17 protein-coding genes and 1 tRNA gene are annotated in these 22,929 nt (G+C 52.2%); 6 read left to right on the top strand and 12 right to left on the bottom strand.

What is annotated here, in order from left to right:
* The first annotated feature begins 4 nt into the window (after positions 1-4).
* Complete coding sequence (locus tag N1030_RS13565; RefSeq protein WP_265826011.1) at positions 5-1,441, top strand: HD-GYP domain-containing protein; 1,437 nt, start codon at positions 5-7, stop codon at positions 1,439-1,441.
* 363 nt (positions 1,442-1,804) lie between these two features.
* Here N1030_RS13565 and N1030_RS13560 read toward each other — a convergent pair whose 3' ends face one another.
* The 4 genes from N1030_RS13560 to N1030_RS13545 form a co-directional block, all read right to left on the bottom strand.
* Positions 1,805-2,410: a tetratricopeptide repeat protein gene (locus N1030_RS13560; protein WP_265826010.1), complete on the bottom strand. Its 606-nt coding sequence runs from the start codon at positions 2,408-2,410 to the stop codon at positions 1,805-1,807.
* Between the two features lie 122 nt (positions 2,411-2,532).
* On the bottom strand, positions 2,533-4,629 hold the full coding sequence (locus N1030_RS13555; RefSeq protein ID WP_265826009.1) for an acyltransferase family protein: 2,097 nt from the start codon (positions 4,627-4,629) through the stop codon (positions 2,533-2,535).
* Between the two features lie 300 nt (positions 4,630-4,929).
* Positions 4,930-5,055 carry a hypothetical protein gene (locus tag N1030_RS13550; protein WP_265826008.1) on the bottom strand — a complete coding sequence of 42 codons (126 nt, stop codon included), beginning with the start codon at positions 5,053-5,055 and terminating at the stop codon, positions 4,930-4,932.
* Between the two features lie 109 nt (positions 5,056-5,164).
* Positions 5,165-5,311 (bottom strand): hypothetical protein, encoded by a 147-nt coding sequence (locus N1030_RS13545; protein WP_265826007.1) that lies wholly within the window; start codon positions 5,309-5,311, stop codon positions 5,165-5,167.
* 667 nt (positions 5,312-5,978) lie between these two features.
* Here N1030_RS13545 and N1030_RS13540 point away from each other — a divergent pair.
* Together N1030_RS13540 and N1030_RS13535 are read left to right on the top strand one after the other, a co-directional pair.
* Positions 5,979-7,592, top strand: coding sequence for a glycosyltransferase (locus N1030_RS13540; RefSeq protein ID WP_265826006.1), 1,614 nt, complete (start codon positions 5,979-5,981; stop codon positions 7,590-7,592).
* Between the two features lie 481 nt (positions 7,593-8,073).
* Positions 8,074-9,156, top strand: a complete 1,083-nt coding sequence (locus N1030_RS13535; RefSeq protein ID WP_265826005.1) for a MerR family transcriptional regulator — start codon at positions 8,074-8,076, stop codon at positions 9,154-9,156.
* Positions 9,157-9,241: 85 nt separating this feature from the next.
* Here the strand turns inward: N1030_RS13535 and N1030_RS13530 are convergent, their stop codons facing one another.
* The 5 genes from N1030_RS13530 to N1030_RS13510 form a co-directional block, all read right to left on the bottom strand.
* The gene (locus N1030_RS13530) at positions 9,242-10,060 is read right to left on the bottom strand and encodes a YitT family protein (protein ID WP_265826004.1); all 819 of its coding nucleotides are present in this window, start codon (positions 10,058-10,060) and stop codon (positions 9,242-9,244) included.
* A 16-nt stretch (positions 10,061-10,076) separates the two neighbouring features.
* Complete coding sequence (locus tag N1030_RS13525) at positions 10,077-11,042, bottom strand: DMT family transporter (RefSeq protein ID WP_265826003.1); 966 nt, start codon at positions 11,040-11,042, stop codon at positions 10,077-10,079.
* A 498-nt stretch (positions 11,043-11,540) separates the two neighbouring features.
* Positions 11,541-11,930, bottom strand: a complete 390-nt coding sequence (gene gcvH, locus N1030_RS13520; RefSeq protein WP_265826002.1) for a glycine cleavage system protein GcvH — start codon at positions 11,928-11,930, stop codon at positions 11,541-11,543.
* A gap of 36 nt (positions 11,931-11,966) precedes the next feature.
* Positions 11,967-13,385 carry a dihydrolipoyl dehydrogenase gene (lpdA, locus tag N1030_RS13515; RefSeq protein ID WP_265826001.1) on the bottom strand — a complete coding sequence of 473 codons (1,419 nt, stop codon included), beginning with the start codon at positions 13,383-13,385 and terminating at the stop codon, positions 11,967-11,969.
* A gap of 32 nt (positions 13,386-13,417) precedes the next feature.
* Positions 13,418-13,843, bottom strand: a complete 426-nt coding sequence (locus tag N1030_RS13510) for an OsmC family protein (protein WP_265826000.1) — start codon at positions 13,841-13,843, stop codon at positions 13,418-13,420.
* Positions 13,844-14,240: 397 nt separating this feature from the next.
* Between N1030_RS13510 and N1030_RS13505 the strand changes: the two genes are divergently transcribed.
* Complete coding sequence (locus N1030_RS13505; RefSeq protein WP_265825999.1) at positions 14,241-15,749, top strand: sigma-54 interaction domain-containing protein; 1,509 nt, start codon at positions 14,241-14,243, stop codon at positions 15,747-15,749.
* A 364-nt stretch (positions 15,750-16,113) separates the two neighbouring features.
* Here the strand turns inward: N1030_RS13505 and N1030_RS13500 are convergent, their stop codons facing one another.
* Complete coding sequence (locus N1030_RS13500; RefSeq protein WP_265825998.1) at positions 16,114-17,667, bottom strand: BCCT family transporter; 1,554 nt, start codon at positions 17,665-17,667, stop codon at positions 16,114-16,116.
* Between the two features lie 667 nt (positions 17,668-18,334).
* Between N1030_RS13500 and N1030_RS13495 the strand changes: the two genes are divergently transcribed.
* Together N1030_RS13495 and N1030_RS13490 are read left to right on the top strand one after the other, a co-directional pair.
* A complete protein-coding gene (locus N1030_RS13495; protein ID WP_265825997.1) occupies positions 18,335-20,221 on the top strand; it encodes an alkaline phosphatase family protein in 1,887 nt (628 codons plus the stop codon).
* A gap of 76 nt (positions 20,222-20,297) precedes the next feature.
* Positions 20,298-20,876 carry a hypothetical protein gene (locus N1030_RS13490; protein WP_265825996.1) on the top strand — a complete coding sequence of 193 codons (579 nt, stop codon included), beginning with the start codon at positions 20,298-20,300 and terminating at the stop codon, positions 20,874-20,876.
* Between the two features lie 142 nt (positions 20,877-21,018).
* On the opposite strand, the gene N1030_RS13485 is transcribed toward N1030_RS13490, so the two are convergent.
* A tRNA-Ala gene (locus N1030_RS13485) sits at positions 21,019-21,094 on the bottom strand.
* Positions 21,095-21,401: 307 nt separating this feature from the next.
* The gene (gdhA, locus tag N1030_RS13480; RefSeq protein ID WP_265825995.1) at positions 21,402-22,751 is read right to left on the bottom strand and encodes an NADP-specific glutamate dehydrogenase; all 1,350 of its coding nucleotides are present in this window, start codon (positions 22,749-22,751) and stop codon (positions 21,402-21,404) included.
* Positions 22,752-22,929: the final 178 nt, after the last annotated feature.

Below are 22,929 nucleotides of genomic sequence, written 5' to 3'. Positions count from 1 at the left end.
TCACATGAAGAATAAACGCACAGACATCCTAAAGACTCTGAAAAGGCATCCGGAGATCATTCTCCTCTTATTCATTGGCATTATTACAACAATTGCCTATCCCTTGCGTAGTTTCTACGTCGTTCTGCCATTCTTCAGCGAAAAACTCTTAAACTACTCTGAAGAAGAAGCAGAAAAGACAGCTAATTACTGGGCTTCAAAGTTTGTTACAATATCTTCTGAAAATACAATCGAACTGCGCCATGGTGTTGACAACATGGTCAAAAACCTTGCAGTCGAATTTGGATTGGAAAAAGTAAAAATCTTCGACAAAAAAGGAAAGATACTATATTCAACAGACGCTGAAGACATTAACGAGATCAATACCCACGACTACTTTCATCTTATAGTTGCGAATGGAAATAATTTTTCCAAAATTGTAACAAAGGATAAGCAAACACTTGAAGGTAGAACAGTCTCAAGAGACGTAGCAGAAATTTATATCCCCATACTCAACGAAGGAAAATTTATTGGTGCATTCGAACTCTATTACGATCTTACAGCTAGAAAAGATGAACTTGACAACCTTTTGATAAAAGAAGCGCTGATTGGCGCTTTGATATCATTATTAATTTTTACAATTGTTTTTTCTGTTCTCATAAAAGCTTGGAATATTAGTTATAAAAACGATCTAACTGAAGAAAAAATCAGATTGATCAATATGAATCTTGAAAAATTGGTTGACAAGAAAACACATGAAATTCGTGTTACACAGGAAGTTTCCATTCAATCTCTTGCAATTCTCGCAGAAAGTTATGATCCAGATACCGGCTTACACCTCAAACGCATCCAAAATTTAACACACATAATCGCTTCCAGACTTAAAGAAAAAGGGCCATATGCGTCATACTTAGCCACCAAAGAAAACTACGTTAACGAAATCGCTCTGGCCTCCATTCTTCATGACATTGGAAAAACATCCATCCCCGTGGAAATTCTGTCAAAACCCGCCAAGTTGACAGAAGAGGAGTTTGAAACTGTCAAACAACATACTACCGTTGCCGGAAATATTCTGAACCTCGGTAACGAAACCTTTATCAAGGAGTTTGGCAAAGACTCTTATCTGGCTCTAGCTGCAGACATTGCCCTTTATCATCATGAAAAGTGGGACGGTACCGGCTACCCCCACGGCACAAGCGGTGAAAATATCCCGCTTTCCGCACGAATCGTCGCCCTTGCCGATGTATACGATGCTCTGCGCAGCAAAAGACCCTACAAGACACCCTGGACTCACGAGAGAACAATCGAGCTGATTAAAGCTGAAACCGGGAAACACTTTGATCCGGTTGTGGTAGCGGCCTTTATGGATGTGGAACACCTTTTCAAAGATGAGTCCATCGAGTTCTGCCCGATCACCCCTCCATATCTACAGGCGCGATTCAGGCTTATTGAAGATCAGTAGAAATGCACTGAACAACGAAAACACCACAATAATGCCGCAGAAGCGCCAGCCCCTCTGACATACAGCTCCTCCCGCTGATACCAGCGAGCATTCGACAACACAAAAAAGCGGTCATGCCTTTCGACATGACCGCTTTTTGTGTTGTGGAGCTGAACGGGATTGAACCGATGACCTCTTGAATGCCATTTAAGGTGGGGATTGCGTATTCGCTGAAATCATCGATGATTTTTGAGTGAATGCTTTTTTACCGAACAGCGGAGACTATGTGCCCTGAGTGTTCATCCCAAATAAAAGGATCGCAGCTTAAGACAATGGATGGCACATAAAGCCCGAAGGAATCTTCCAGCATCTGAAAAAGAAAGGCTATTTTTCGATTTCCTTAATTTTCTTCTCTGCCTGCACTAGCTGCTCTTCAGTTAACTGAATATGTATTGCATTATCTAATTTAAGAAACTGTTCCTGAATAAAATATCTCCCTCCGTCAAACTCACAACAAAAGAATACAGACTCCCCCTTGCTCTGCGACAATACATTTTTAATAAGAACATATGCCGTCACAAGATCCTGTTTTACACCACCTTCTCCACGATAGTAGAGATTCGCCAAATTATACTCGGCGATGACTGCATCGCTATTCTGATTAAAATACCCCGCCTGCCCATGGGCTGCAGCTAAATTACCATCCGCCCAGTCGCCCGTCGCTTTTTGCGCGGCAGCCTTTTTATACCAATATTCCGCCATCTTGGCGTCAATAGGCACACCCCATCCATTTTCATAAAAAATCCCAAGACGCAGCTGCGCCCAAGGCTCTCCGGCTTCGGCTCTGGGTTTCGTTTCCGCATAAGCCCTTTCAAATTCTCCCGTCACCCAGGCCATATCAACTGAACGCTCTCCGGGATTAGGGTTAAGGCCTGCGCATGCTGCCAACAACACTATCAGAACCAACGCAAAACACGTTCTCATTTTCATTCGTTACCCCCTCGATCTAGCTATCATTATGATCGCATTAGTCGCATAAACGCCACTGAAGCACCCCGTATTCAAGAGCCACCAAAGAGGTGACCTCGGTTCTTCGGACCATTCGACGGAAGTTATTCTTTTGCGGCATAGCTCTGCAGACGGGGCCACTGGCCCTGCATCTTCATGGCGATATGATCAAGCAGACGTTGAGCGCCCTGATAGGAGAGATGGTCATCGTCTCTGTAGTACGTTGTTTCTCCATAGCTGTAGCAGAGTTGCCCGTCGCAGAATACGTCTTCCGGAAAGACCCTCAGAAGGTTTTCGTTATCTCCGACGGCGTTCAGAACCTCGTATGCTTCGTGGGTTCTATCTTTGAAAACACTGTAGCGCGTTGCCACTCTTGTTTTGTCGGAAAGGTAGGCTCTGGTTGCATCCGCCGAAAGACTGCGGGTTTCCAGCATGATCTTAGCCGGAACATTCCATCCTGCTTCAGGAATGGGATAGAGCAGTATGACCTTGCAGTTCATGTTCAGAAGCTGATCCACGGTCTGCCGCATGGCAGCAACCACTTCCGCCGTGGTTGCTCTTCGTTTGCCTGATGGCGTGTCTATGGTGATGCCGAAGTGATCGTCTCCCTCCTCGATTCCCCCTTCCTTGTTATCGAAACGCATTGCGGAAAGATACAGGGGCAGGCGGCTGCCGATGATGACTATGGGATTGTGCAGGCCGCGTATGCGCTCAAGGCGCTCCACGTTCTTCTTCTCAATGCCAAGGGTCTGCTGCGGAACGTTTATATCCCGTGCAACATCCAACCCCAGTACAAAGAGGCCGCTGCTGACATCCATTGGCGCTAAAGCTGATATATAGGGCAAGTTGTCTCGCCCCGTAATGATGGGGGCGTTCAGGGTGCGTATATGGGAATCGCCCAGGGTGACCAGCGTGTATCCTTCAGCATTGTTGAAGGAGAACAGTGCGGGAGCTTTGGAGGTATCTATGCCGCTTTGTTTGGCAAGGGAAAGGTATCCGTCTCTTTTGTAGGCATCGTAGCCGAAGTCATAGTCCGCCAGAAAATTCTTCACGGCGGGGAAGCGCATATCCAGCCCTTTGTTGGCGATAATGACCGTTCCGAACAGTACGGATGCGAGACAGCTTGCAGCTGTGATGACGAAAATGCTTTTCCGCGAATACCCCTTTGGACTTCTGAACGGCGTTTCCACAAACCTGTAACTCAGGTCGGAAAGGAGCAGGCAGAGTCCGATCAGGGCGAGCGATTCGCTGTTATGCAGGTTTCTGCCCAGTGCGGTTCTGCTAACCGCAAAGAGAGGCTGGTGCCACAGATAGAGAGAATACGACCGTAAACCTATGAATACGGCAACGGGGTTGGCTATGATCCTGCCGGCAATGGTGGCGGAGTCTGCAAAAATGATGAGGCAGGCAGTGAAACCAACCAAAAATACGGCTTGCAGGGAGGGCAGACGCGACGATTCCGACAGAAAAATGGAAGAAAGCGTTATAGTCAGCAGCGCTCCTATCAGCAGCCAGTGCCGTATACTCCTCGAGGCGACCATCCTTTTGAGTTCGTTTTCATATATGGCCGCCATTCCGCCTGCAAGTAGTTCCCACGCACGCGTGGGGAGCATGAAGAAATTGAAATCGTTGTCGACATGACTGAGGTATTCGCAGGCGGCAAGAGAGAGGGCGAAGAGTATGAATACGCCCCTGTTGCCTTTTTTCATTTTGGCAATGAGCATCAACAGCAGGGGGTAAAAGAGGTAGAACTGCTCTTCAACACCCAGACTCCACATGTGTAGCAGCGGTTTAAGGTTGCTTGCTTCGGCAGAGTAGCTGTCCTGAAGGTAGAAGAAAATGTTCGCCACAAAGGAAACTGTGGAGAGCAGGCTCTTTCCGTATTCGACAAAGGGCTCCGGAGGCAGGAAGTGCCAGCACAGGATGCCTGTTACAAAGAGAACGGCCGTCAGCGCCGGAATGATGCGGCGTGCGCGGCGTTCATAAAAGCGGATTATCGAGAAGTTGCCAGCGTCGAGTTCGCGGTTGATGATCTTTGTGATCAGGTAGCCCGAAATGACAAAGAAGACGTCCACCCCGAGAAAGCCGCCGGGAAAGATATCCACCCCACCCAAGGTGATTCCTGCGTGGTAGATGACGACAAGCATGACCGCTATGGCGCGCAGCCCGTCAATTTCTGGTCTGTATTTCAAGGATGACATGTCGGTACTGTTTATCTCTCTGCAAAGCCGGGGCGTTTATCTTGCTCCCGCGAGTTGCCTGATTCTGTTTATGGCGTTTGATGCGTCCTATACCCGCTTGCTCCAACAGAGCAAGGCGGACGGTGCACTGATCGCCGAATAGATGATGAGCCGGGTAAGGGGCTGCGCCTGCATGAAGTACCCCACCGAGAGAAGGGGAATCGCTAGCAAAGACGACACTAGGAAGTGCTTAATCAGACGAGTGAGGGGGATGACGTCCTTGAACTTGGTGCCAGTTATCTTTTTTACCATCACGCAGTGTCAGGGGATGGCGATGGGCAGTACGGTAAGAACCGTTGCTGCGGCTACACCCGAGTAACCGAGCGCCTTGACGAGGTCAATGCCGATTGTACCGTTACAAGCCAGACAAACGATGGTCTGGATCATGATGAGTCTTTATTTTCCGAGCGACACCATAATGCCACTGAAGAAGAAGGAGGAGGAGGAGGAGGAGGAGCAGGTATATCCTGAAAGGCAGCGTCCCCTCGCTGTAGCTTTAGGAAATGAGAACGTAAATGATCTCGGCACTGCATGCGAAAAAGAATACGATAATCGGAAAGATGACTATGGCGGCCTCTCCCGACATCGGTCTGAAAAGACGCAGGGCGTCCGGGATGTCGCCCCTGTCAATGGAGGAATCCATACATGTCCAGCCTTCAGTGGTGGTGTATCGCCAGCTCCCACAGATCCCAAGCACATACATGAAAAACACGACTCGCCAGTAGGCACTGACATTCAGTGAACATTCGACAACACGAAAAAAGCGGTTAGGTGTTAAACCTAACCGCTTTTGCTTGCGTGGCGGAGCTGAACGGGATCGAACCGATGACCTCTTGAATGCCATGCAACCCTACAAAAAGACTTGTTTCGGTATTCCTATGAGAAACTGCGAAGGAACGCACAACCAACGGGCTGGCAGTCCTCTCAAACAACAAGGCTTGAGATCATTCTTATCGTAAGCCTCTTTTCATTTTCTCCCATGACGGAACTTGAACGTGTGCAGCCCGAAGCACAAAACACTGCATGCCTGCTTACCTGTTGAAAGAATAGGCAAACCACAACCCTCAAGCGCACTCTTGTCGCCACCATTTCCAACGACTGGCGCAGCTATGCTCAAAAGTGGTGCCCCCCCTATCTTCAATCGCTTAAGAAACAAAACGACACCCTGTTCAGTTTGAGCAGGGAGTTACACCTTTGTATCAATATTTGCTACGCCAAGTCGCCCTTTTGCCAACCAGCCCAAAAATAGATAGGGTCAGACGAAATAGACAGTACGCAATCCCGCCAACCCCCACGTCAAGGAAACAAGTATGACGACAGACTTTCAGTATATTCCGCCAGGGCTTTCTCCAGAGCTAAATGCACTGACACTGGATGAGGTCTGTCAGCACTACAAAACCCATTATTCCTGCTTTGAATTAGACGAATTTTTGGGCGCGTATTTCTTCAACCGGTTTGCTGCCGATGAAAAACTGGCTAAGCACTCCGAGGCAATTACCTGCTTTGTCCATCTGGTAAAATGCCTGCATAAAATTGACCCGTTCAACGCTTCCGTAGGGAACGTTATGCAGCAGATTGCCCCGTCTCCCGCTTTGAAAATGCGCCTTAAAATTTTGTCGCATTTGACCCCCAACGCCAGCTTTATGCAATCTGTGGAACGGCTTGTCAGCGCCGGAAATCCTGACAAGGCACGCGCCAGACTTCTGCGGGAACTTTCTGCCAACGCAGGAAACGTTTATCTTGGCATCGCCCTCTATGAAATGGATCTGGAGCAGGGCAACAGCTCGCATGACTGGCTCCCATCCTTTACCCCGCACGCGGAACTGAAACCGCTATGGTCGCAACGCCTCGCCTATTTGGCAGCAAGAGCCGGCAGGGCCGAAGAAGCGCTAACCTACCTTCCCACACTGCCGGTACCTGACTGCAACAATGAATTTCTACTTAATGCCCTAGCCATAAGCAGCCTTTCATTAAAGGACACCGATACAGCCAGCGCCCTGCTGGAAACCTCGTTACAAATCGCTCCGTCGCAAAAGCCGATCCGGCTTCTTCGAGACGAACTTGCCAAGCCCTTTGCAGTTATTCCAAATGCCTTTGCCGGGCGAAATATTGTCATTGCCATTTACTCGTACAACAAAGCAGACCTGCTGAAACAAACACTCGACAGCCTGCGTGCCTCGAACATTGGTTCGGCTCGTTGCATTGTGCTGCTTAATGGATGCACAGACCACAGCCAGCAAGTTGTTGAAGAGGCAAAATCACTTTTCATGACAACTCAGCTGGAGTCCATCGTACTCCCTGTAAATGTCGGTGCTCCGGCTGCCCGCAACTACATTGTCCAGCACGCCCTGAGTGACGAAAAGACTGAGCTGGTTGCCTTCCTTGATGACGATGTGACCATTGATAAAGAGTGGCTGGCGGCGCTGGTGACAGCAATTGACGAAGACCCTCAAATTGGGGCCGTAGGGTGCAAAGTAACCAACCCCGGCAACAACACGCTGCAGTATCTGTATCGCGACGTTTCCATAGCACGCCCCGGCCTATTCCGACTAAGCCTGAGCACTCCACTGCACACCCTGGACAACGGATTGTACAATGTGCGCAAGGATGTTGATTCCATCATGGGTTGTTGCCACCTGATCCGCAGGGAATGCCTCGAGAAATTGCCGGAATTCGATATCCGCTTCTCCCCCAGCCAACTGGACGATGTGGCTTTCCACCTTGATCTGCGCCTCCTGGGATACAAAGTCCGCTATGTTGGGCAGGTTACCTGCTGTCACTACCGGTCCACAGGTTTTGCCAGCCAGTCCAGAGCGTCATACGGCAATTCGCTGGGGAACGATGTAAAATTCTACTACCGATTTGAAAACAGCTTGCCCACTTTCAAAAACTGGCAAGTGACTCGAAATAATTACCCATTGTAGCAGGATCCACGGCCTCCTGTAAGGCGGCACGCTTTACGAAACCGTCAACGTCACAGGCCCTGCTTCACAAAAAGCAGGGCCTTTCTATTGTCACGCAACGCTACCCCCAAAAAATAATTCAGATGCTTCCGCGCTCTGTTTGGACTCTCACCGGGAGCTTTCAAACTCAGCCATTAATTGTTCATCTTCTAAGACAGAGCACAGCCACTCCCCATATATACCAAGAACTTATCGGACACATGCGAGACGTCAGCAGCATACCAGCATTCTGTGAATATTCGACACCACGACAACCACAGCCATACAGCAAAACAAAGGAAACGCATAACCAACGGGCTGGCAGCTCTCTCAAACAACAAGGCTTGCGATCATTCTTATCGCAAGCCTCTTTTCATCATCTCCCATGACGGCACTTGAACGTGTGCAGCCCGAAGCACAAAACACTGCATGCCTGCTTACCTGTTGAAAGAAGAGGCAAGCCATGACGCCTCACGCGCAATCTTGTCGCCACAATTTCCAACGGCTGGCGCAGCCATGCTCACAAGTGGCGCTCCCCCTGATAAAACTTTTTGGAACACGTTATGCAAATACACAAACGCGACATTATGAGCGGGAGAGACGCTACGCAGCCCCCTCTCAACAGGCAAGCAAATATTCCATCACATACACATGTCATCAGTACGCACAGTTATCCATACTACATCTACTGACACAGCAGAGGAACATCATGACCTGCAAAGCGAAATATTCCATAGGAGACGTCAGCCGCATCTGCAATGTCTCAAAAAAAACGCTACGTTATTATGATGATATCAACCTCATAACTCCAATTCGACACGACCATAACAACTACCGATACTACACGCGCGACGCCATACTCACAGTTCCCATCATCAAATATTACAAACAGATGGGATTCACTCTCGATGAAATGCGTTTCTTTATCGAAGGAATTGAATCCAACTCTTCATACAACACATTAAAACATTCATTTATAAGTAAAATAAAAGAACTTAAGAGACTTAAAAATGAAATTCAAAAGCAGTATATTTCCATAAAAGACTGGCATGATCTTATTACCGAAGCAGAGATCGTAATGGCCAACAACAGCAGGGAGGTTTCGATAAAATATATTGAAACCACAGAATATGTTCAGCAGAAACAGGTATTTAATAACGACTTCAAGGGTAGCATTATAAACATTGAGTGGACCAACTACATTGACAGCCTGAACATTGAAGTAACGGGTCCGGTTGTCATCAATTTCCTATCGCTCAAGAAAAGGCTGGATGAACACCCCAAGCATGTTCGCATTCTGCAAAAACCCCTGCACTCGGCTCCGGTCGAATCCCTGACCAGTTTCGGAGAATGCATGATGGCCAGCTGCTATCACATAGGCCCCCATGAAAACATCGGGGAAACCTACAAAAAGATGTTCAAGTGGGCGGAACACTACTCATATGCCTTCGCGGATGAGTCCTATGAACGCTACGTAGCCGACTATTGGTCCACGAGAAATAGCGAACAGTTCGTCACGGAAGTCCTTATCAAGGTCGAACGGTAAAAACGGGAATAGCCCAAAAAATAGCGGGAGCCGGAAATAGTCCGGCTCCCGCTTTTCCTTTCAAGATTCTTGCTGCTCAACCTGATCAGTAGGTCTTTCTGGAGGCAATGCTCCCCCCAAGCACGCTGAAGGTATTCTCCACCACCAGCACGGCCTCGGGGTCCACGGCAAAGATTATTTCTTCCAAAGCCCGCAGCCGCAAGTTGTCCGTTATGGAATACACCATGTCCATGGGCGCACCAGAGTACCCGCCCCGTGCCGGAATAACCGTAGCGTGAAACTTGCTCGTTTCCGTCAGTTGCCGGACCATGGCGTCTCCCTTTCGGGTAATTACGCGCACCGCCTTACGCTGGTTGAACAACGACAATACGTATTCAGTGACAATGGAACTGATGAACAGCATGACAAGGGAGGAAACTATCGTATCAGAAGAGTAGCGGGAGAGGGCAAACAGCATCACGGCACCATTAACAGCAAAGTAGAACACCCCAAAGCGAACGCCGTATTTGCGGTTCAGGATGACGGCAAGCACATCAAGGCCACCTCCCCCGCCATATGACCGAAGGATAATTCCGCTACCTGCTCCCATGAGTGCACCTGCGGCAATTGCCGCGTTCATACCGTCCCGTATACCCAGATCAAGCTGCACATGAGATGTCATCAATGCAATGGCACCCATGGTCAAAAGGTTGAGGAAGAAAAAACGCTTACTCACCCCAGTCCACGCCGCCGCAAACAACGGTACGTTAAACATGAGATACCACTTGGCAAGCGACACTGCGGACACAGCATCGTTTGCCACCACGGCAAGACCGTAAAGCGCACCCGGAACAAAATTATAGTGCGCGGCAATGCCATTGTAGCCGACGATGAAGACAAAGGCTCCAAGCATCAGCAAAAACATGTTCCACACCAAAGAATTACTCAGCGTTCTCAGCAAGCTGCTCATGAGTTGCCAACCTTACCTTCAACCATTTGGGCTTTTCAGCATAAAGCGCGATGAGTATGCCAGCAAGAATAATTGCACCGCTGAGAAGCTGGTCCATACCCACCGGTTCGCCAAGCACCACCCATGCCGCAAATCCACTGACGGGCGGCAGGGTATAGTAAAACATGGCGGTCTTGGTTGCCCCCAGCACCTGCACAGCCATGTTCCACAGCAGGTAACAGAGAAGGGATGCAAATATCGCCAGATATAACAGTGACCAGATAAGTGTGGAAGTCATATCGGGCAAGTTGAAACTGCCACCGCCTTCCCATAACACCACCGGCACCAAATAGATTGTTCCCAGCAAACAACTAGCCATCAGCAGCGTAGCCTGACTTATCCTGTCGGCAACCAGTTTGATGGTGTGATTATAAATGGCGCTCATCAAAGCCGTAGCCAGAATGATGATATCTCCCGCTGCGAATTCCATTGATCCCAGCCGCAGAAGATTGCCATTGGTTACCAGCAGACAGACCCCCAGAAAGCTTACGGCTATCCCCACATACATCCTGCCGTGAAACCGCTGCCGCAGAAAGCATTGTGCCGTCAGAGCCGTCAACAATGGAGACAGCGTCGAAATCAGGGACATATTCAAGGCTTCAGAGGTATGGCCGGCCAAGAAGATCAAGGTATCAAAGAGAGAAATACCTGAAAGCGCAATCACTGAAAGCGGCATGAAAAGTCGCAAAACCTCGGCCCGCTCCCGCCACAGGGCGCGAATGCCGAAAGGAGCAAAAAGCACTGTGGCAAGCCCCCACCGCAACAAGTTGAGCGCCCCCGGGCTACCCATGTCGGCCATACCCCGCGAAGCAACAAAATTGCCGCTCCAGTTAATGATACTGAGAATGATAAAAAGGTAGCCTGCAAACTGCGTCGTCTTAAATGTATTCCAGTGCATAAACTAATCCTACGGGTCTACGTGACTTTCCGACGTCAGGCGCTGCCCGTTCCGGCAGAATACCGGCTTGGCCCCATGCGGGGGTAGTGAACAATGAAGCAGACCACCACAGGGAATGCGCACAGTGCACACTCCTACCTGCTCCGGCCCTCTACGGTCCGCGCTGCACTTCTGCACAAGCGCACGTCCCTGCGGGCCAACCGGCATAGAGCACATGTCGCGCCAAACACGCATCTATCTGTTATTAATGGAATTATGCCTGAAAAAATCTCTGGGGCGATTCAAAAGGCGACACCATTGTCGCAGCGACAGCCAAAGAGAGATCACTATTCAAGCGAGTTACGTTTGCCCCCAGCAAAACACGACACCGCGGACCGTTCCCAGAAGCTGACAAAACGAAAGCGGCTTCCTGCACAGGAAGCCGCTCTGGCGCAAGGCCGTCCCACCCGGAGGGACGGGGGACCTCAGTCTTGGGAGTATCGTTCGGAAACCGCCCAGCTACTTGAGCTGCCCGGCATAATCCTGATCATTCATCAAGTGGGAACGGTCGGCATCTGCCGCAACAGTAATGCGCAGCATCCAGCCTTCACCATAAGGGGAGGTATTCACATGCGACGGATCACTGCCAAGGGCTTCATTCACAGCAGTAACCGTGCCGGAAACAGGCATATGGAGACTGCTGACAGCCTTGATTGACTCAACTGTGCCGAATTCATCGCCTGCGGCAAAAGCAGAACCAACGGAAGGCAGGTCCACAAAGGCCACTTCTCCCAACTGGTCCTGGGCAAAATCGGTAATACCCACAACGGCGGTATTGTCATCCGCAATACGCACCCAGGTGTGCTCGGCGTGATAGAGAATATCTTCAGGATAGGTAAGTTCGCTCATGATGGTTCCTTTGCTGTACTCAATAGGGGGAATGGATTAACGGCCTCTCAGCCATCCTTCTGCGGCCTCGTAGAGCCCTTCGGCCAACGTGGGGTGCGCATGGATGGTGTGGGCCAGATCGGCTGCAGTGAGGCCTTTTTCCATGGCAAGCGCCGCTTCCGCTATAAGGTCGGTTGCGTGCGCCCCTGCAATGTGGGCACCGATGATCTTGCCGCTTTCCTTTTCGCAGATCAGCTTGAATAACCCCGGCAGTTCGCCCATGGCCTGCGCCTTGCCCAGTTCCCGGAACTGGAAAACCTGAGAGCGAAACTCGATGCCGGCCTGTGCAGCTTCCGTTTCAGAAAGCCCCACAGTCCCCATTTCGGGAGAAGTGAAGATACCGGCCGGAATCACATTGTAGTCCAGCTCTCTTTCTTCGCCAAAGCAGTTTGCAACGGCACAAAGACCTTCTGCGGAAGCCACATGCGCCAGCATGATACGCGCAGGTCCGAGCGCGTCACCAATGGCGTAAACCCCTTCCACGGAGGTGCGCATTCTCAAGTCAGCCTTGATCCAGCCGCGGTTGTCAGTTTCCACACCAGCTTCTGCCAGCTTGAGTCCTTCAGTATTGGGAGAACGCCCCACGGCCACAAGCACCATATCCGTCTCAACCGTAGCATCAGGACCGGTAACGCCTTCCACGAAGGGAGAAGGACTGAGAACACACTGCACGACACCATTCTCAACCGTTGCCTGCTTCACAGTGCGTGCCAGTTCCACGCGAATGCCATGCTTCTTGGCCTCCCGCAGCAGCAGGCGGCTCATCTCTTCATCCACGGAGGGAATGGGCAACAGACGATTCAGACCTTCAATTATGGTTACCTCCGCACCGAAAGCGCGGTAGATGAAGGCCAGCTCGCAACCGATAACCCCGCCGCCCACGATGATCATACGGGCGGGAACGTGGTCCAGATTCAGCGCATCGTCGCTGTTGATGATATGTTTGTGGTCCACAGGAAGTGAAGGCAGATCGAGGATTTTGGACCCCGTAGCGATGATGACGGCATCACTATGTATCTGTTCAGTTCCTTCTTCCGTGTGCACCAGCACGCTGCGGTTGGCCCCCAATTCTGCGGCACCACGCACAAGCCGGATTTTAAGGGCGGCACAAGTCTTTTCCAGACCACCACACAGAATTTTGCGTACCCGCTCCTTGCGCGCAACAATGGCCGGCATATCTGCCTGATATCCAACGGATTCCACACCTGTACGGATGCCAAACTCGGCAAGACGCCCGGCAGTCTCAAGCGCTTCTGCCGAAGCCTTGATGGTCTTGGTGGGAATGCAGCCTGTGTTCAGACAGGTTCCCCCCACTTCGCCTTTCTCGACCAGCGTGACAGCTGCCCCCCGACGGGCAGCGTCAAACGCGGCGATGTGGCCGCCCGGGCCCGCACCAATGATCGTAATAGATGGCATTGCTTCTCCTGTTTGCTGAGGCGGCGAGCCGGTTAAAATTCGTGATATAGCTTGTAGGTGATGGGAAAGGCCTCATGCAGAGAGGCAGTAACCAGACATCCCTGCTGCATAATCTTTTCCACACGGTCAAAGATGAACTCGAACTCTTCGTCCATGTACACGGTCACGGCCAGAGCTATACCCACCACACGGGCACGCTTTTTATCATCCACGCCGGTCTCAAGCGTAGCGGTACCGGTGATGCGCTCGTACTTTGCCCCGCGGGTTTCCAGCGCCTTGCCCAGCGCACCGCAGAAACAATACAGGGCGGAAGAAGCCAGCAGCTGCTTTGCAGTACCGCCGCGTTCGTCTTCCGGCACGCCATCGTATTTGATATCCAGATCACCAAGAATCTTGGAGCCGGTGTGAATAGTCTGCTTTTCGCCTTCGCGGTCGTATGAAACAATGACTTGGGCCATTTGAGCTCTCCCTCGTAATTATTTGGACAAGCCGTCCATTCGGGCCTTAAAAGCATAGTCCATACCAAGCAATTCAGATTCAATAAAAACAGCATGTTAATAGGAGAAGTGATTATTCTTCTTGACTTGCACTTATTGAATCTCCATAGAGAGCGACACGCATGTCGCATGCAGGATTGGAGACGGAATCAGACAGTCATGCATGCGTCGCACCGAGCAGTGCCGCGACACCCATGTCGCCTTTTTTCGATCCCAATTCCTTCCTGCGCACACTCCCACGCCTCTGCTCAACACCAAACTGCACAATTTCAAGCCGTTACATAACAGGACAGAAATGTCCGCAAAACGGCGCGCTATATGCATCCTTCTGGTCAGACCAAAGAACAGAGAAGTAGGCATGGAAAGAAAAGCATACGAGATTCTACAACAGCGCCTGAACGAGATTGAAGCCAGTCACACGAGACTGCTCAACCATCTTCCGGGCATGGCCTATCGCTGCGTTGTCGAGCGCAGCTACGAATACCGGATGATCTTTACCAGCAAAGGGTGCAAGAAGATCCTGGATATGACCGTTGAAGAGGTGATGAGCAACCCGACCAATACGGTTGAACGCATGACGCATGAGGAAGATCTGGCCCTGATGCGCACAATCATCCATGAAGCCATCAAGGAACGGAAGAGTTACGAAACCTACTACAGGGTTCGCCTACCCTCTGATGAGATTCGCTGGATATGGGACCAAGGCGAAGGGGTGTTTGATGAGGCTGGAAAGTGCATCTACCTTGAAGGGATCATGATGGACGTCACCGCACAGAAAGCTCGCGAACATAAACTGAGACAGGAAAACACGCTGCTACGTACGTCTGTTACCAGCACAGGGGGACTCAATCGCATAGTCGGCACCAGTGAGGCCATGCAGAAAGTATACAGCCTGCTGCTCAAGGCTGCCAAAACCAACATGAGTGTCATTCTGTATGGCGAAACAGGCGTAGGCAAAGACCTTGCCGCACAGACCATCCATGAGATGGCCAGCGTAAAGGGCAGATATATTCCGGTTAACTGTGCGGCCATTCCGGAACAGTTGCTGGAAAGCGAGTTCTTCGGCCATGTCAAAGGGGCCTTCTCCGGCGCCACCACCAATCGCCCAGGATATCTGGCTGCTGCAGATGACGGCACCCTCTTTCTCGACGAAATAGCCGACTTGCCCTTGAACCTGCAGGTTAAACTGCTCCGTGCGCTTGAGGGCAAATCCTATACGCCGGTCGGCTCGAACGATGTCAGGACATCCAATTTCCGTCTTGTTTCAGCAACAAACCAGAATTTAAGCGAACTGGTGAAGAAAAAGGCCATGCGGGCCGACTTCTACTACCGCATTCACGTGTTGCCCATTGTCCTGCCGCCCTTGCGGGAGCGCCGTTCAGACATCCCCCTGCTTGTGGCCGACTATGCCCGCAAGAAGGGAATTACCAAGCCCGTCCCCAGAAACGTCATGCAGCGCCTTGTAAAATACAGCTGGCCCGGCAACGTGCGTGAATTGCAAAACACGCTGGAAAACTACTGGGCCTTTGGCGAACTGGTTCTCGCATCGGAAACCCCCTGTCCCGACATCTTCGACTTTGCGCCGCTTACCCCGCAGGAAGAGCACAGCGCTTCAACCCCTACGAAGACCAATGATGCTGTGCAAACCAGCTCTGCAGATACACCGGGTCAAGTCTATACCCCTGCACCGCCGGCTGACGGCTCCCTTTCTGATGCCAAGAGCAAGATTGAAATGCAGCGAATCCTCTTTGCCCTCGAGCAAAACAACTGGAAAAAGGGGAAAACTGCAGACATGCTCGGCGTTACCATTCGCACTCTTCAGCGCAAACTAAAAAAATACAACATCGGCCGACATAACGCGAACTGATCAGCTCCAACCCGACCTGCATGCCAACCGGAACAGGAACGGTTTACCCCTCACTCAAAATGAACAAGGCCGGCATGACGCACTATGCGCCATGCCGGCCTATTTTCAGCAGCGAATCACATTAGCATGTCGAAACAGCTGTACACATTCTCCCTCATGGCCAGCGGGCACCGCGCCCATGCGGGGTATGCTAAGAAACGCTTTCTGCACCTTCATCCACACTGTACAGAAAGCTGATTCCTGTTCAGCGTTCCGGGTCACACCACCGATCTGATAACAGACAGGCTCCAACCATACGGAATTTCCGGCGGCAGGGAACAGCTCCGCAGCCGGAACAGTTCTCTATCGACTCGTCAAACTTCTGCTATTTGCTTTCTTTGCAAATATTCTCAAGCGCCTTGTCCTCGCGGACCATCTTGAACCACGAGACAACCACAAGCGCGATGGGAATAAGCATCAACGCACCGGAGAAGTTTGCAAACACGCGAACCGGCCCCAAACCGCCCATGGTAATGGCAGCAAGAGCAAGACCGGCCTGAACAGCCGCCCAGTAGAAGCGGTGACCGCGGGTGGGTTCAGCACCAAGGGTCAGCTTGGTAGTTGCCGCACAGGAGATGACATAGGCGCATGAGTCTACACTGGTTGCAAGAAAGATGGTGGAAAATACGCAGTAGCCGACGAGCACAACGGCACCGGCGGGCAGAGACTGCAGCACGGAAACCAACGCAGCAGGGCCGCCGCTGGCGTTGAGCACACCCACGGCATCAACAATGCCGTTCAGCTGTGCAAAGAGGGTGTAGCCACCGAACACAGCGTGAATCATGTACGAGCCGGCAATGCCGCCTGCAAGGCCCATGGCAACAACCTGACGAACAGTACGTCCACGGGAGATTCGCGCAATGAACAGGCCCATGAAGGGACCGTAGGAAGCCATCCACAGAGCGTAGAAAATGGTCCAGTCCTGCGGAAAGGAACCGGAGGTGTAGGGATCAGTCCAGAAAATCATGCCGAAGAAATTATTCAGCATATGTCCGAAAGAACTGGTGAAGTTATCGACAATGAAAACCGTCGGGCCGGTTACGAAGCAGAATGCAACCATCAGCAGCGCGATGATCACGTTGGCATCGGAAAGCAGCTTGATGCCCTTCTTCAGGCCGAGAGAAACCGAGGCAGTGAAGATAACAGCGCTGATACCCAGGATAATCAGTTCCAGCGTGAAGGACGGTTCAATACCCAACGTAACTGCAAGAGCATGGTTCACAATCGGCACGGAAACGCCCATGACCGCGGCGTTGGAAAACATGAGACCGATAATGAAGAACACTTCAATTGCCTTGCCGATGCCGCCGTTGGTCTTCTCGCCAAGAACAGGCTCAGCAGCAGAGCTGATGCGCAGAACCGGCTTCTTGCGCTTGTAGAACATGTAGCAGATGGGCAGTGCAGTCACCATGTACCAGGGCCAGGTAACAGGTCCCCAGTGTAACAGCACATAGGACATGGCCCATTCATAGGACTGGCGAGAAAGGGGCTCTGCAAACATGGGAGGATAAGCCAGATTGTAGAGCGGTTCGGCAATGGACCAGAACATGACTGCACCGGCAACGCCGGAACAGAACATCATTGCGATCCATGAATAGTTGTTGAACTCAGGTTTTTCATCCGCTTCACCGAACTTGATTTCGCCGTACCTACTGAAAATGAAGTAGCCGGAAAGCAGTATCATCAGCAAAGTCACCCAAAGGTACCAAGTGCCGGTGGTGTGCGTAAAAGCGGCATAAGTAGTCTTCAAAAACTGTTCACAAGCTTCCGTGAACAGAATGGAGCAGGCGATAATTGCAATAAGTACCGCGGTAGCGGGAATGAGAATGTATTTATCCGGACGAAGATTCGCTTCTTCACCGTTATGATTCGTAGACATACGTGTCAGCTCCTCAAATTGGGATGTTCAGGGGGGCTGTCCGTTTCAGGCTACGACAGGGCAAAAACCCTGCCGGTACCGTGTGTTTCGGCTGCATAGTACTCCGTTTTGCTCAGCTGGACGAGCGCATCAGACTATCCATGAGCTGGCAATAAGCAGAATTTGTGCCGTTTTTCACAAAAAACACGTAACCCACTATCCTGCAATAGTTTTCCCTGAACAGGAACCTCAATCCCTTCGCTTGCGGGAACTGTCGCACGTCAGCGCTGTCGCTGTGTCCGATCTTTCGGACACAGAAATCCGGATTGCCGCCTCCTGCTCCATCCATTCCAGCGCCTCCCTTCATCCCTTATCCCCCCGCAACCAGTCCCGCGCCCAGCCCACGGAGCGCAAAGGCGTCATAACTGTCGCCCCTGTGTCGCATACGCATAGTCTCTCCATGGCAGCCACAACAGTGACCGTATCATATTAACAGAAGACTGCCTGCCTTGTGAAATACCGCTCAGACATATGGGGACAGGGTTGTCGCCATAGCTTGCCACCCTTCCGCCAAACACACTCATTCCATCGAAAACATTGAAGAAACAAGTGTGGCACTGTTTTTGTAATTATGCAGCCAGCTGGACCTGCGCTCAGACGCTTCTCATAATCACACAGGAGTCAATTCATGACTGTCAAAGCTAAGCGCGCGGCCCTTCTGGGCTTTGACTGCGCCATTCCCAAGCGCCTTGAGGCACTCGTTGCCGAAGGTGCTCTGCCCAACTTCAAGAAGTTCATGGAAACGGGCAGCTATATGACTGAGGGTTACAACCTCCCTACGGTAACCCCGCCTTCTTGGGCAACCATCTGCACCGGTGCCTATCCCCGCACCCACGGTGTGGAAGACTATTATTACTACGTTGAAGGCAGAAGCCTCGAGCACAAGCAAACCGTACAGGCATTCGGTTCTGAAATCCTGACCGCGCAGACCATCTGGGATCGCTGGGACAAGGATGGCAAGAAGTGCATCGTGGTGAACTACCCCATGGCATGGCCCAGCAAAATGAAGAATGGCGTCATGGTGATGGGCGAAGGCATTTCTCCTGCGGAAACCCGCTGGATGGAAGAAGGCAACGCGCACCGCGAGTTCCTTGCTTCCGAAAGCGTCATCTCCAACGACTTCTTCCCCATGGGCGTGCAGGCAAGCTTCGACAAGGCCCGCGGCTGGCAAAACCTGCCCGAATGCGATGAGCCGCTGGAATTCGTCGTGGACATGCCCTTCAAGGAATCCATGTTCCCGTTGGAAAACCAAACCTGGTACGGCCTGTGCTGGGAAAGCGGCGACGACGGTTTTGACACCTTCGCCCTGTGCCCCGAAAAGGACTACTCCAAGGCCTTCTTCACCATCACTGCAGGGCAGTGGAGCGGCCCCGTGGTTCATGACTTCACGGTCAAGGAAGACGGCCGCAACGAAAAGGGCACCTTCCGTTGCAAGCTCATCAACCTTTCCGATGATGCTGAAGAGTTCAAGCTGTATGTTACCGGCATTTCCGGCCACCGTGGATTCATCGCTCCTGCCGAAGCCGCTGCCGACATCGACTTCTCCGAAGACGTCATCGCCAACGACATCGGCCTTGTGGGCTTCATGCACGGCATCCTCGACATGGACAGCGTTGTTGAACTGGCCCAGTTCCATTCCGACTGGCTTGTGCGCGTCGCCTCCAGCCTGCTCAAGGCCAATGCCGACTGGGATCTTTTCTACATGCACTCCCACCCCATCGACTGGTTCTACCACGGTTGGCTGGGCGACATGGACAGCAAGGACGAAGAAGTTCGCAATCGTGCCTACGACATGGAACGCAAGATCTACCAGATCGAAGACCGCATGCTCGGCAAGATGATGGAAATCTTCGGCGACGAGACTCTCGTGTGCCTGTGCTCCGACCACGGCGCCACCCCCATCGGCCCCATCCTGAATACGGCCGAAGCCTTGAAGGCCAAGGGTCTGTGCCACTACGAACCCAAGAATTCTGACAATTACTGGGAAATCTACGAAGAGTCCGAAGGCTACAACTACGTGCTGGACGTTTCCAAGTCCGTGGCTGTGCCCCAGCGCTACATGTTCGTGTACGTAAACCTGAAGGACAAGTATCCCGGCGGCATTGTAGAAGCTGAAGATTATGAAAAGGTGCGCGATCAGATCATCGACGCCCTGCTCGACTTCAAGCATCCTGAAACCGGCGAACGTCCTGTGCTGCTGGCGGTACGCAGAGAAGATGCCACTGTCTTCGGCATGGGCGGCGCTCAGGCTGGCGACGTTGTCTACGCACTGAAGCCCGAATACATGGCAGAACACGGCTATGGATTCCCCACCGGCGAATCCGGGTGTGGCAGCCTCAAGAACATCCTTCTGTTCAAGGGCCCCAACATCAAGAAGAACTTCAAGTACGAACGTCCCCGCTGGCTGGCCGATATCGTACCTACCATCTGCTACGCCACGGGCAACCCCATTCCGGACGATGCCGAAGGCGGCATCATGTACCAGATCATGGAAGATCCCAACCTGGTAAAGTAAACATCACCGCGCTCCGTGCGGCACTCACATTGCTGCCGCACGGGGCACATCTGCACATACCTGCAAGGATATCATCATGGCCGAGAAGAAAGCTCTTATCGTACTTGCACCTGCCGCCGAACTGGGCGCAGGCTCCTCCATTGAAAAGCTGCTCAAGAAGGGCGCACAGTTCGCAAACTTCGCAGCTGGCGACGTAATCGACGCTGCTGTTGCTCCTGAGACCGTTACCGCCCTGCAGCCTCAGGACGTTGCAGCTGCCATTGAAGGCGGCGTGGCGCTGGGTCTTATCGACCTTGGTAATGCAGACACTGCAGCTCTGGACGCAGCGCTGGCAACCATCGTTGACGCCGCAGACCGCAAGACCGTCATCGCCGTTGTCGCCAAGGGTGCTCTGGTTCTGCAGGGTTCCGGCATCAACACCAAGGCCGGCGCTGTTGCACGCGCCGCCTGCGCCAAGGACATCGTTCCCACACTGGCTTACATCACCGACTTCCCCATCACTACCGAATGCTGCGGTGCCATTCTGTACCAGGCACTGAAAAGCCCCAACATGAAGCTGGACGAAACCACCAAGCTGAAAGAAGCGCTCATACGCATGGAAGGTGCTCTGGCTCGCGACAACCGTGAACCGTGGGATAAGCACGACTGCGCATAATGCGCTTACTGCTGCAGCACATGAAAAGCGGGGCCCGGCCCCGCTTTTCTTTTGGCATGTAACAACTGGAGTCGGCTAACCATCCCTGTTACCCACAACGAAAAAAGCGGTTAGGTGTTAAACCTAACCGCTTTTGCTTGCGTGGTGGAGCTGAACGGGATTGAACCGATGACCTCTTGAATGCCATTCAAGCGCTCTCCCAACTGAGCTACAGCCCCACGCTGTGGAAGAGGTAACTAGCGAAGAGGCCCTCCGATGTCAACAGGAAAAAATCAAAACATGCATGTTTTTTCTTTTTAGTGGCGCGGCACGATCACGGATACGGGGCCAGCGCAGGGGATCAATCCGCACAATACGGCATAACACGAGCTTTAACTGAACAAACGTGCAACAGAACCAGCCTGTTGCGGGGCGGACACCACGAACCATGGGGCTGCACAGGGCATCACCCTGTCACAGGCCTCGGCCTTAAATAAAAAGCCCCGCCGTTTCCGGCGGGGCCTGACAGTCTGGTGCATGAACATGTTAGCCGACAACGCCATGATCGAGCATGGCGTCCGCCACCTTCACGAAACCGGCGATGTTCGCGCCGTTCACGTAGTTGCGCGGAGTGCCGTACTGCTCTGCGGTATCAAGGCACATCTTGTGGATGGTGTGCATGATGATCTGCAGACGCTGGTCCACTTCCTCACGGGTCCATGCCATACGCATGGAGTTCTGGGTCATTTCCAGACCAGAAACGGACACGCCGCCCGCGTTGGCCGCCTTGCCGGGGCCATAAAGCAGATGGGAGTCGAGGAAGATATCCACGCCATCGGGGGTGGTAGGCATGTTCGCGCCTTCGGAAACCACGCGCACACCGTTCTTCACAAGGTTGGCGGCGTCCTTGCCGTTGATCTCGTTCTGGGTGGCACTTGGGAAGGCACAGTCGGCCTTGTGGTTCCACAGGGGATTGTAATCCAGCGAGGGATCCAGAGGCGTATACACGGCTTCGGGGTACCGCTCCGCGTACTCCTTCACACGGCCGAAACGCACGTTCTTCAGATGCATGATGAATTCCAGCTTCTCGCGATCCACGCCCTTTTCGTCGTAGATGTAGCCGGAAGAATCGGAGAAGGTCACGGGCTTGCTGCCAAGCTCAAGCAGCTTTTCCATGGTGAACTGGGCCACGTTGCCGGAGCCGGAAACAAGGCTGGTGGTGCCTTCCAGCGTCTTGCCGTCCACGTTGAGCATTTCCGCCGCAAAGTAGACCGCGCCATAGCCGGTGGCTTCCGGACGGATAAGGCTGCCACCCCAGTTCAGGCGCTTACCGGTAAGCACGCCGGTAAACTCGTTGCGCAGCTTCTTGTACATGCCGAACATATAGCCAATTTCACGCGCGCCCACGCCGATGTCACCGGCGGGAACGTCGGTGTTCGGGCCGATATGGCGGGAAAGTTCGATCATGAAACTCTGACAGAAACGCTGGATCTCCATGGGCGTCTTGCCCTTGGGATCAAAGTCCGACCCACCCTTGCCGCCGCCCATGGGCAGCGTGGTGAGGGCGTTCTTGAAAATCTGTTCGAACGCGAGGAACTTCAGAATGCCGAGGTTCACCGAAGGGTGAAAACGCAGCCCGCCCTTGTAGGGACCGATGGCGCTGTTCATTTCCACACGGAAACCGCGGTTCACGTGCACCTGCCCCTGATCATCCACCCACGGCACGCGGAACATGATGACCCGCTCGGGTTCCACAATGCGCTCCACAATGTTGGCGCTGCGGTATTCGGGATTGCGGTCAAGCACGGGCTTGATGGATTCCACCACCTCGCTCACGGCCTGATGAAACTCCCGTTCCTGCGGGTCCCTCGCCTTGATGAGTTCAAGAATCTCCATACAATATAGCTCCTTGCAGTAGACACAGACAGATTGCGGCAATACGATCGGCAACGGGGTCGTACTGTGCGTTCAAAAAATATGTAGCCCTCACCCTGCCCCATTTTTGAAAGTTATGGAATAGGGACTGATGAAAAGTTCAGGAATTTAAGCGTTATTACTAAATTTGTGCAAAACG

This window comes from Desulfovibrio mangrovi (assembly GCF_026230175.1).
GTDB lineage: Bacteria > Desulfobacterota > Desulfovibrionia > Desulfovibrionales > Desulfovibrionaceae > Halodesulfovibrio > Halodesulfovibrio mangrovi.
Note: the sequence above shows the minus strand (reverse complement) of the source record. Positions and strands in the feature narration are given on the sequence as shown.

Bases quoted from the DNA above. Each gene is read 5' to 3' on its own strand.
- N1030_RS13565 (WP_265826011.1), top strand. From the start codon at position 5: ATGAAGAATAAACGCACAGACATCCTAAAGACTCTGAAAAGGCATCCG.
- N1030_RS13560 (WP_265826010.1), bottom strand. From the start codon at position 2,410: ATGAAAATGAGAACGTGTTTTGCGTTGGTTCTGATAGTGTTGTTGGCA.
- N1030_RS13555 (WP_265826009.1), bottom strand. From the start codon at position 4,629: ATGTCATCCTTGAAATACAGACCAGAAATTGACGGGCTGCGCGCCATA.
- N1030_RS13550 (WP_265826008.1), bottom strand. From the start codon at position 5,055: ATGATCCAGACCATCGTTTGTCTGGCTTGTAACGGTACAATCGGCATT.
- N1030_RS13545 (WP_265826007.1), bottom strand. From the start codon at position 5,311: ATGGATTCCTCCATTGACAGGGGCGACATCCCGGACGCCCTGCGTCTT.
- N1030_RS13540 (WP_265826006.1), top strand. From the start codon at position 5,979: ATGACGACAGACTTTCAGTATATTCCGCCAGGGCTTTCTCCAGAGCTA.
- N1030_RS13535 (WP_265826005.1), top strand. From the start codon at position 8,074: ATGACGCCTCACGCGCAATCTTGTCGCCACAATTTCCAACGGCTGGCG.
- N1030_RS13530 (WP_265826004.1), bottom strand. From the start codon at position 10,060: ATGTTTTTGCTGATGCTTGGAGCCTTTGTCTTCATCGTCGGCTACAAT.
- N1030_RS13525 (WP_265826003.1), bottom strand. From the start codon at position 11,042: ATGCACTGGAATACATTTAAGACGACGCAGTTTGCAGGCTACCTTTTT.
- gcvH (WP_265826002.1), bottom strand. From the start codon at position 11,930: ATGAGCGAACTTACCTATCCTGAAGATATTCTCTATCACGCCGAGCAC.
- lpdA (WP_265826001.1), bottom strand. From the start codon at position 13,385: ATGCCATCTATTACGATCATTGGTGCGGGCCCGGGCGGCCACATCGCC.
- N1030_RS13510 (WP_265826000.1), bottom strand. From the start codon at position 13,843: ATGGCCCAAGTCATTGTTTCATACGACCGCGAAGGCGAAAAGCAGACT.
- N1030_RS13505 (WP_265825999.1), top strand. From the start codon at position 14,241: ATGGAAAGAAAAGCATACGAGATTCTACAACAGCGCCTGAACGAGATT.
- N1030_RS13500 (WP_265825998.1), bottom strand. From the start codon at position 17,667: ATGTCTACGAATCATAACGGTGAAGAAGCGAATCTTCGTCCGGATAAA.
- N1030_RS13495 (WP_265825997.1), top strand. From the start codon at position 18,335: ATGACTGTCAAAGCTAAGCGCGCGGCCCTTCTGGGCTTTGACTGCGCC.
- N1030_RS13490 (WP_265825996.1), top strand. From the start codon at position 20,298: ATGGCCGAGAAGAAAGCTCTTATCGTACTTGCACCTGCCGCCGAACTG.
- gdhA (WP_265825995.1), bottom strand. From the start codon at position 22,751: ATGGAGATTCTTGAACTCATCAAGGCGAGGGACCCGCAGGAACGGGAG.